Below are 8813 nucleotides of genomic sequence, written 5' to 3'. Positions count from 1 at the left end.
GTCAGGATTTCCAGAAATACAGGATTGTTCCACAAATACACTTGACAGATTCACAGATTCTTTGGTATACTTGTATAAGCAATTGCCCAATTTGATGAAAAAGGAGAATTTTGAAATGAAACTACATCACTTCCGCAGAATTTGTCTTGCGGTGCTGCTCAGCCTGGTTCTGACCGTTACCGCAATTCCGGGGCTCTCTGCATTTGCACAGACGAACGGCAGCGTACAGCAAGTGCACAACTTGGTGCTGTTTGCCCAGTTCGACCCGCTCTCAGAGAAAAATTTCATGGAGACCTACACGCAGGAAATGATCAACATGTGCAACGACGACAGCACCTATCGTTCTCTGTCCAAGTACATTGACACCATTTCCAACGGCAAAATGAAAGTGACCTCCTATTTCCCGCAGCTCAAGGACGGCGTGATTCAGCCTTATGTTCTCCAGCAGAGTCGGGAGGAGTACACCGATTATAATCAGTATGCCGTAGAGATGCTGCAAAATATCCCTGTTCCGGAAGATATTCCGCTGGACGGCAATTTCGACGGTTTTGTGGACAATGTGGTTCTTGTGGTAGATGGACAGGCGAACACGGTGGAAGACCCGTTGTGGGCAAAAGCGTTCTTTGTGGGCGGATTGAACATCAACGGTTCAACCGTTGGTTATGTCAATTTGCAAAACGGCTACGGTATGGTACACTCCACCATCTTCAACGGCATTGGCACACTCTGCCACGAGTTTCTGCACAGTATGGGCTATCCGGATCTCTACCACAGAAGCGATGTCTCCGGTGACCCGGTGGGACAGTGGGATATTATGTCCTATGCCACTTATTTCCTGCAATATCCGCTGGCATATCAGCGGTACGCCATCTCCGGCTGGCTGGATGCGGAAACCATTACAACAAACGGCACTTACACGTTGCAGCCGGCATCGGCATCAGAGGGCAGCCGGCTGTACCTGTTGAAAACGCCGCTTTCCGACACCGAATTTTTTGCCGTGGAATATCGCCGGAGTGGCACACTCTATTCTGATGAACTGGATCAGAAGATCTACGGAGACGGCATGGTGGTATATCGTGTCAATACCGCAGCACACGGGAACTATAAAAGCGACACCGACGAAATTTATGTGTTCCGTCCGAATGAAACCATACTGAATGCCGGTGAGGGCGACTTGACACGTTCCTGCTACGGCGGAGAAAATGCGCCCGATTATATCGGGACAACGGATTTGCAAAAGGGTGTGGCAGATGGTGCGCTGGTCTATTCCGACGGCACAAACAGCGGCATTGCACTGAGTGACATTCAGATTCAGGAGAACGGTACGCTGACGTTTTCCGCCGAGTTTGCGGACGTATCTGAGAAACAGCTTTGGCAGGCAGTCAGCAATGTAACACTGCCCGCCGGGCAGTACAACTATGATTTCACCAAGGGAACAGACGGAGAACTCTATCTTTTCTCTGCGTCTTCCGGCGCAGCCTCTTTGTACAAGCTGGAGAACGATGCGCTGACTGCTGTGAGCACACCGCTTTCCAAGAATATCAACAATCCCAAGCTCGCGTTTGCCGGAGGGACTCCCTACGTGCTCTATCAGGATGACCAGTATCTGCTGCATCTGAGCCGGTGGGATTCCGCTTCCGGCGCTTGGACGGAGTGCTATGCCGGAAGTGAACTGGCGCAGTACATGGATATGACCTCGGATGGCAAAAAACTGTATTTCACGTATACCACAGGCTCCTATCCCTATGTGCTCTACGGCGCAAGCTACGACCCCGCCACAGAAACCGTTTCTGTCCTCGGCTCTGCCATTGCGCAGAATGCCTGCAACATGGAGATTGAAGTGGCAGCCGGCAAGGGATTTGTGGGATACCGTGATCTCGACAGCAACAGCGTTCCGAAGCTTGCCGTTTTTCAAGGCGAGTTATGGGAAAGTACAGCGCTTTCCGATCAGTCGTGCGGCAGTGTTTCCACGCTGGCAGACGGCGATGCTGTTTGGATTCTGCCGACAGACGGAAAAAACGGTGTGTCCCGCTGGGAGAATGGTGCCGTCACGACTTATGCGCTGCCGGAGGGTATGAAAGATCGTGCGTTCCAAATGATTCCGGTTGTTGCAGAGGGAAAATTCTATGTGGCAATGAATGCACAGAATCCGGAGGAATTTCCGCTCTATGGACTGAATCTGGAAACCGGAACGTGGGAACAGACCGGAAATAGCATCGCGCGGGAGATGGTCAATCATCCGCTTCTGGCAGCGCAGAAAAATACGCTGTACTGCCTCTACACTGCCTCCGACCAGACAGTTCTCCTGAAAAAGCTGCTGCTCCCCACTGGCACAAAGCCGGAGCCGGAAATTGTTTCGGGGGACATCGATCAGGATGGCATATGCAGTCTGACCGATCTGGTACTCTTGCAGCAGTATCTGCTGAACCAGAAATTACTGACAGAGCAGCAGACGGCGCTTGCTGACTTGTCCGCCGACCAGACGGTCAACGGCATGGACTTGGTGCTGCTCAAGCAGCTGGTTCTGCAAAACACTGCGCAATAAATAATAATATTGTAGAAAGAAAGGGAAACGGAGCATGCTGGACTTTCGCATCGAAACTTTCTTGTCTGTCTGCCGCAATATGAGCTATACCAAGGCGGCAAATGAACTGTACATCACACAGCCTGCCGTTTCGCAGCACATTAAATCACTGGAAAAGCACTACGGCGCAAAGCTGTTTTTCTACAATGGGAAAAAGCTGATCCTGACAGAGCAGGGGGAGCTGCTGCGGCAGTTCTTTGAATCCGTACATCATGACAGTGCAAGAATCGAGGACATGGTGCGGCACATCCACACCAAGCGTGTGATTCGGCTGGGAGCGACCATGTCTATCGGCGGATTTTACCTGCCAGAAAAGCTGAGCCGCTACATTCTCGCACATCCGGAGTACAATGTCACCCTGACCATTCAGGACACCCGTGACCTTCTGAAAATGCTGGATAACGGCGAAGTGGATTTTGCTATGTGTGAGGGCTATTTTAACCGCTCCAAATACGACAATCTGGAGCTGGAACGGGAGAAAATTCTCTGTCTTTGCGGAAAGGATTACGACATTCCGGAGACAGTTCCCATTGAACAGCTGTTCTCCCACCGCATCATTCTCCGTGAGAACGGTTCCGGAAACCGAGAGGTATTCGAGCGTATGCTAAAGGCGCAGGGATACGAGCTGAACAATTTCCCAAACCGCTGCGTCGTCAACGATCCGCACACCATCATCCAGCTGCTTCTGCTGAAAACCGGCATCAGTTTTCTCTACCAGACGGTGGGGGAGAAGCTGCTGCTTTGCGGAGAATTGCGGGAGATTGAGATCCCAAACTTTCAGATGGAACATGCGTTCAATGCCGTCTGGAATAAGGACAGCGTATTCGCTGACACCTACCGCCGCATTGTGGCGGAGCTGATCGGCAGCGAACAAACAGAATCATGAAATCTGAGGCAGAGTGTTTGTGATGGGCGCTCTGCCTCTTAAATTATTTGAAAACCGACAATAATATGTACACGTTCCCGTGGTATAATATAAAAAGTTGTTTTTATGGAGAGAAACCTGTGAGAACAACTTCTGACGGAATGTAAAAAGACGCATTCACAAATCTCACTGAGAAAGGACGGTATCATATATGCCCAAAAATTTGAAAGTCAAACAGAAAAGATCCAAAAAAGAATCCGCCAGGGAAATTGCACGAATGATGAAAGACCCGAATTTTCCATATCGGCGAGGCAATATCGTTTGGATTGATATTCCGGAAGAACTAAAGGGCGCAACGCACGTGCAGGCGGGACTGCGGAGAGGTCTGATTTTCTCCAATGATGTCAACAATCTTTTTTCGGATTTGATCTACATAATTCCCTGCACCACACGCCATAAGCACATGAAACTGCATGTGTGGTTCGACAATCAGCTGATTCTGGCGGAACAGCTCAATCCCATTGATAAATCTTGGATTCTGCTGGACAAAGGAATCACCAGAATCGATGATGAAACCATGAAAAGGGTGGAAGTGAACTTCCAGAAGCAGTTCGGATTGATCCCGCTGGATCGGCCGGTTTCGGAGGCGGTCGCAGATCTGGAAAAAAACGAACTGGCGTATGAATCGGAAGAACCGTCCATCTGACCTCCCCCGCTCAAAAGTCTAACATTTTTGTAAACGTGCGAATTGCCCTATTGACATAGTGGGTGAGTAGGTGTATAATGAAAACGATCCGGAACATACAGGATTTTCCGGATAAATTTTCGGACATTTGTTCCGGACAGATGCCAAAGGAATGTGATACTGATGATTATTTCGACAAAGGGACGATATGCGCTGAAGCTGATGATGTATCTGGCAAAGAAAAATTCAGCGGAATTTGTCCCCTTGAAATTCATCTCCGCCCAGCAGAGCATCCCTCTGAAATATCTGGAGAGCATCACCACGATCCTCTCTAAAAAAAAGCTGGTAGAGGCAACAAGCGGAAAGGGCGGCGGTTACCGTCTTTCCCGCTCTCCGGAAACCTACAGCGTTGGGGAAATTCTGCGGGCGGTGGAAGAATCCATAGAACCTGTCACATGCATTGAAAACGGCGTTCCCGTCTGTGAGACAGCGGAATCCTGTTCCACGCTTCCCATCTGGAAGGGGCTTTCCGCCGTGATCAATGATTATCTGAACGCAATCACACTTGCTGATGCTGCAAAATTATAAAAGGAGAAGAGAAAACATGAGTCAGAATGCTTTGCTTCGTATTCAAAATCTGAAAGTCTGTGCTGGAGAAAAGGAGATTCTCCACGGAATCGATCTGGACATCCATGAAAATGAGGTCCATGTGCTCATGGGTCCCAACGGCACCGGAAAATCCACACTGGGCGCTGCTCTGATGGGCAATCCGGAATACACTGTAACTGGCGGTGAGATTCTGTACAAGGGTCAGAACATCAACGACATGCCGGATAACGAGCGTGCGAAAAACGGCATTTTTCTCTCTTTCCAGAACCCCATCGAAATTCCGGGAATTACCGTGAGTGCCTTTATCCGCAGCGCACTGGAGGCAAAGACCGGAAAGCGTGTCCGTCTGTTCAGCTTCAAGAAAGAGCTGGAGGAGAAAATGGCACTGCTGCAAATGGATCCCTCCTATGCAGAGCGTGATCTGAACGTTGGTTTCTCCGGCGGTGAAAAGAAAAAGACGGAGATTCTGCAAATGCTCATGCTGAATCCGGAATTTGTCATTCTGGATGAAACTGACTCCGGTCTGGATGTCGATGCTGTTCGCACCGTTTCTCAGGGCATTGCTGCATACCGCAAGCAGTCCAAGGGCAGTCTGCTGGTCATTACACACAGCACCAAGATTCTGGAGGCACTGCCGGTAGATTATACCCACGTCATGGTAAACGGAAAGATCGTCAAGACCTCCGACAGCTCTTTGATCGATGAGGTCAATGAAAACGGATTCGCAGAATTTGAAAACGCCTGACTCTGTTCGGAAAGGGTGAAAAAGCAATGAAAGAAAAACAGCAGATTGCAGATATCGACAGAAGCGTCTACGACATCAAAGATCAGGAAACCGATTTCTATAAAATCGATGCCGGATTGACACCTGCGCTGGTCGAGCAGATCTCGAAGGAAAAGAACGATCCGGTTTGGATGCAGCAGTTCCGTCTGCACGCTCTCCAGATTTACAACGAACTGGAAGTGCCGGAGTGGGGACCCTCCATTGACGGTCTGAACATGGACAACATCGTCACCTATGTCCGCCCGAATACCAAGATGAAGGGCAGCTGGGAGGAAGTGCCGGAGGACATCAAGAATACCTTTGAGCGTCTGGGCATCCCGCAGGCAGAGCGAAAGTCGCTGGCAGGTGTGGGCGCACAGTATGACTCGGAATTAGTATACCACAACGTACGGCAGGAGGTTGCCGACCAGGGCGTTATCTACACCGATTTGGAGAGCGCTATGCACGGCGAGTATGCGGAGATGATCCGGAAGCACTTCATGAAGCTGGTTCCGCCCACCGACCATAAATTCGCTGCACTTCACGGTGCTGTATGGTCCGGCGGTTCTTTCGTATATGTTCCCAAGGGCGTTTCTGTTACCATTCCGCTGCAGTCTTATTTCCGCCTGAATGCTAAGGGCGCCGGACAGTTTGAGCACACGCTGATCATTGTGGAAGAGGGCGCATACCTGCACTTCATCGAAGGATGTTCTGCTCCGAAGTACAACGTTGCCAACCTGCACGCCGGATGTGTGGAACTGTTCGTGGGCAAGAACGCCACCCTGCGCTACTCCACCATCGAGAACTGGTCGAAGAATATGTACAACCTGAACACCAAGCGTGCGCTGGTGGAAGAGGGCGGTAAGATCGAGTGGGTTTCCGGCTCTTTCGGTTCCCACGTCTCCTACCTGTACCCCATGAGCATTCTGAAGGGCAGAGGTTCCAAAATGGAATTCACCGGCATCACGTTTGCCGGAAAGGGACAGAATCTGGACACCGGCGCAAAGGTCGTTCACGCAGCACCAGAAACCAGCTCCTATATCAACACCAAGTCGATTTCCAAGGATGGCGGTATCAGCACATTCCGCAGCTCCGTAGTTGTCACCAAGGAGGCAGAGGGGACAAAGTCCTCCGTTTCCTGCGAATCCCTGATGCTGGACTCCGAGTCCAGATCAGACACCATCCCTGCCATTGACGTGCGCACCAGAAAAGCCGATGTCGGACACGAGGCACAGATCGGCAAGATCAGCAACGAGGCAATTTTCTATCTCATGTCCCGCGGCCTGAGCGAGGAGGATGCGAGAGCCTGCATCGTCAGCGGATTTGCGGACAACGTTTCCAAGGAGCTTCCGCTGGAATACGCCATTGAGATGAATAATCTGATTCGGCTGGAAATGAAAGGCAGTATTGGGTGAGGTGAAAGATATGGAAAAAAAGACAAGTATCGTCAACCAGCTTCCGGTAAAGACATGGAACCGGCTGAACGTGAACGACAGTGTACTGGAGCAATATGAGGCAGAGGCACCCTGTCCGGTACAGATCGAAACTGAAAACGGCACCGCACAGATCACAGACGTTGCAGAGTGGGAGGACAACGGCACCATTGCAACTGGTGTCGGTTCTGCCATCGATCATCTGTTCCCGTGGGCAGTGACCATCACTGCGTGGAACGAGTGCGTGGACACCGTCCGCATGGAGATCGGCAGCACGGCCGGAAAAAACTGCACCCTGCTGGTCAACGGGCAGGCAGAAAAGAACAGCAACCTCACCATCGTGCAGATCTGGAAAGCCGATGCACCCCGTGCCGCACTCCGCACCATGCTGCACGCTGAGAAAGGTGCTACCATTCGTCTGATTCAGATTCTCACCGACCAAAGCGAGGAGATCATCAATGACGTTGGCGGTGTCGCAGAAGAGGGCGCTACTATTGAACTGGTTCGCCTGTATACAGCGAAAGGCTCGATTTTCTCCGGCGTTCGTGTAGATATGATCGGCGACGACAGCAGCTTCTCCAACAAGTGCGGATATCTGGTACATGATGGAAAGAAGCTGGACATGAATGTCATCGCCAACCACATCGGCAAGAATACCATGTGCGACATTCAGGCAAACGGCACACTGGAAAATCATGCAGAAAAGGTATTCCGCGGCACCATCGATCTCAGATGCGGCTGCTCCGGTTCGGAGGGCAAGGAGGAGGAAAATGTCCTGCTGCTGGGAGATGATGTCATCAACAAGACCATTCCGCTGATTCTGTGCTCTGAAGAGGATGTCAAGGGCAGCCATGGCGCAACCATCGGCGAACTGGAACAGGGTATGCTGTTCTACTTCGAGTCCCGTGGCATCAGCAAGAGTGAGGCGGAGAAGATCGTCGCCAAGGCACGTCTGGAGAAGCTCTGTCAGGATGTGGCAGACGAGAAAACCGCAGCATATATGCATCAGATGATCGAGGAGGTGCTCTAAATGGCCGCATGGAATGCCCAGTCTGTGCGAAAGGATTTCGTCCTGCTGGAAAATACCGACCGTGTCTATTTTGACAATGCAGCTACCTCTCAGAAACCGCAGGCGGTGCTGGATGCCACCAGAGAATTTTACGAGAAGTACAACGCCAACGTTCTGCGTGGGCTGTATCCGCTGAGTGTGGAGGCGACCGAGCGCTATGAACAGGCAAGACAGACTGTGCAGCAGTTCATTCATGCTGCCTGTCCCGAGGAGATCATCTTCACCCGAAATACCACAGAGAGTATGAACCTTGTGGCATACAGCTATGGTATGGCGAATCTGAAAGCAGGGGACGAGATCGTGGTTTCCATTCTGGAACACCACAGCAACCTGCTGCCGTGGCAGATGGTTTCCAAAGCGACAGGGGCAAAACTGGTCTTTCTGGAGTGCGAGCCGGACGGCACCATTTCTGCGGAGCAGATGGACGCTGCATTTTCGGAGCACACCAAGCTGGTAGCAGTAACACAGGTTTCCAACGTGCTGGGATGTGTCAACGATATCCCGACACTGGTAAAGCGTGCCCATGATTGCGGAGCTGTGATCCTGGTGGATGCTGCACAGAGCGCTCCCCATATGGCAATCGATGTTCAGCAGCTGGGCGTGGACTTTCTGGCGTTTTCCGGTCACAAAATGCTCGCCCCCATGGGAATCGGTGTGCTGTACGGCAAGCGGGAACTGCTGGAGGCAATGCCGCCGTTTCTCACTGGCGGAGAGATGATCGAGTCCGTCTCCCGCTATGATGCCATTTATGCAGAGCTGCCCCATAAGTTCGAGGCAGGAACGGTCAACGCTGCCGGTGCCGTTG

8 protein-coding genes (1 of these 8 running past the window's edge) are annotated in these 8813 nt (G+C 51.3%); all 8 read left to right on the top strand.

Annotation, left to right across the window (positions count from 1 at the left end; all coding sequences use genetic code 11):
• Positions 1-115: 115 nt before the first annotated feature.
• Positions 116-2545 (top strand): dockerin type I domain-containing protein, encoded by a 2430-nt coding sequence (locus tag QZL66_RS06300; RefSeq protein ID WP_022410886.1) that lies wholly within the window; start codon positions 116-118, stop codon positions 2543-2545.
• A gap of 34 nt (positions 2546-2579) precedes the next feature.
• On the top strand, positions 2580-3470 hold the full coding sequence (locus QZL66_RS06295) for a LysR family transcriptional regulator (RefSeq protein ID WP_022410885.1): 891 nt from the start codon (positions 2580-2582) through the stop codon (positions 3468-3470).
• A gap of 256 nt (positions 3471-3726) precedes the next feature.
• The gene (locus QZL66_RS06290; protein ID WP_226944143.1) at positions 3727-4155 is read left to right on the top strand and encodes a type II toxin-antitoxin system PemK/MazF family toxin; all 429 of its coding nucleotides are present in this window, start codon (positions 3727-3729) and stop codon (positions 4153-4155) included.
• Positions 4156-4317: 162 nt separating this feature from the next.
• A complete protein-coding gene (locus tag QZL66_RS06285; RefSeq protein WP_022410883.1) occupies positions 4318-4722 on the top strand; it encodes an RrF2 family transcriptional regulator in 405 nt (134 codons plus the stop codon).
• A gap of 16 nt (positions 4723-4738) precedes the next feature.
• A complete protein-coding gene (sufC, locus tag QZL66_RS06280) occupies positions 4739-5488 on the top strand; it encodes a Fe-S cluster assembly ATPase SufC (protein WP_022410882.1) in 750 nt (249 codons plus the stop codon).
• A 26-nt stretch (positions 5489-5514) separates the two neighbouring features.
• Positions 5515-6921 carry a Fe-S cluster assembly protein SufB gene (gene sufB / locus QZL66_RS06275; RefSeq protein ID WP_022410881.1) on the top strand — a complete coding sequence of 469 codons (1407 nt, stop codon included), beginning with the start codon at positions 5515-5517 and terminating at the stop codon, positions 6919-6921.
• A 10-nt stretch (positions 6922-6931) separates the two neighbouring features.
• Positions 6932-7969 carry a SufB/SufD family protein gene (locus QZL66_RS06270; protein ID WP_022410880.1) on the top strand — a complete coding sequence of 346 codons (1038 nt, stop codon included), beginning with the start codon at positions 6932-6934 and terminating at the stop codon, positions 7967-7969.
• On the top strand, positions 7970-8813 hold the 5' portion of the coding sequence (locus QZL66_RS06265) for an aminotransferase class V-fold PLP-dependent enzyme (protein WP_022410879.1). Its footprint extends 404 nt past the window's final position; the window shows 844 of its 1248 coding nt (coding positions 1-844); the start codon lies at positions 7970-7972; the stop codon falls past the right edge of the window. It abuts the gene before it with no gap.

Origin of the sequence: Ruminococcus sp. CAG:330, assembly GCF_000437175.1 — a bacterium.
Lineage (GTDB): Bacteria > Bacillota > Clostridia > Oscillospirales > Ruminococcaceae > Ruminococcus_C.
Note: the sequence above shows the minus strand (reverse complement) of the source record. Positions and strands in the feature narration are given on the sequence as shown.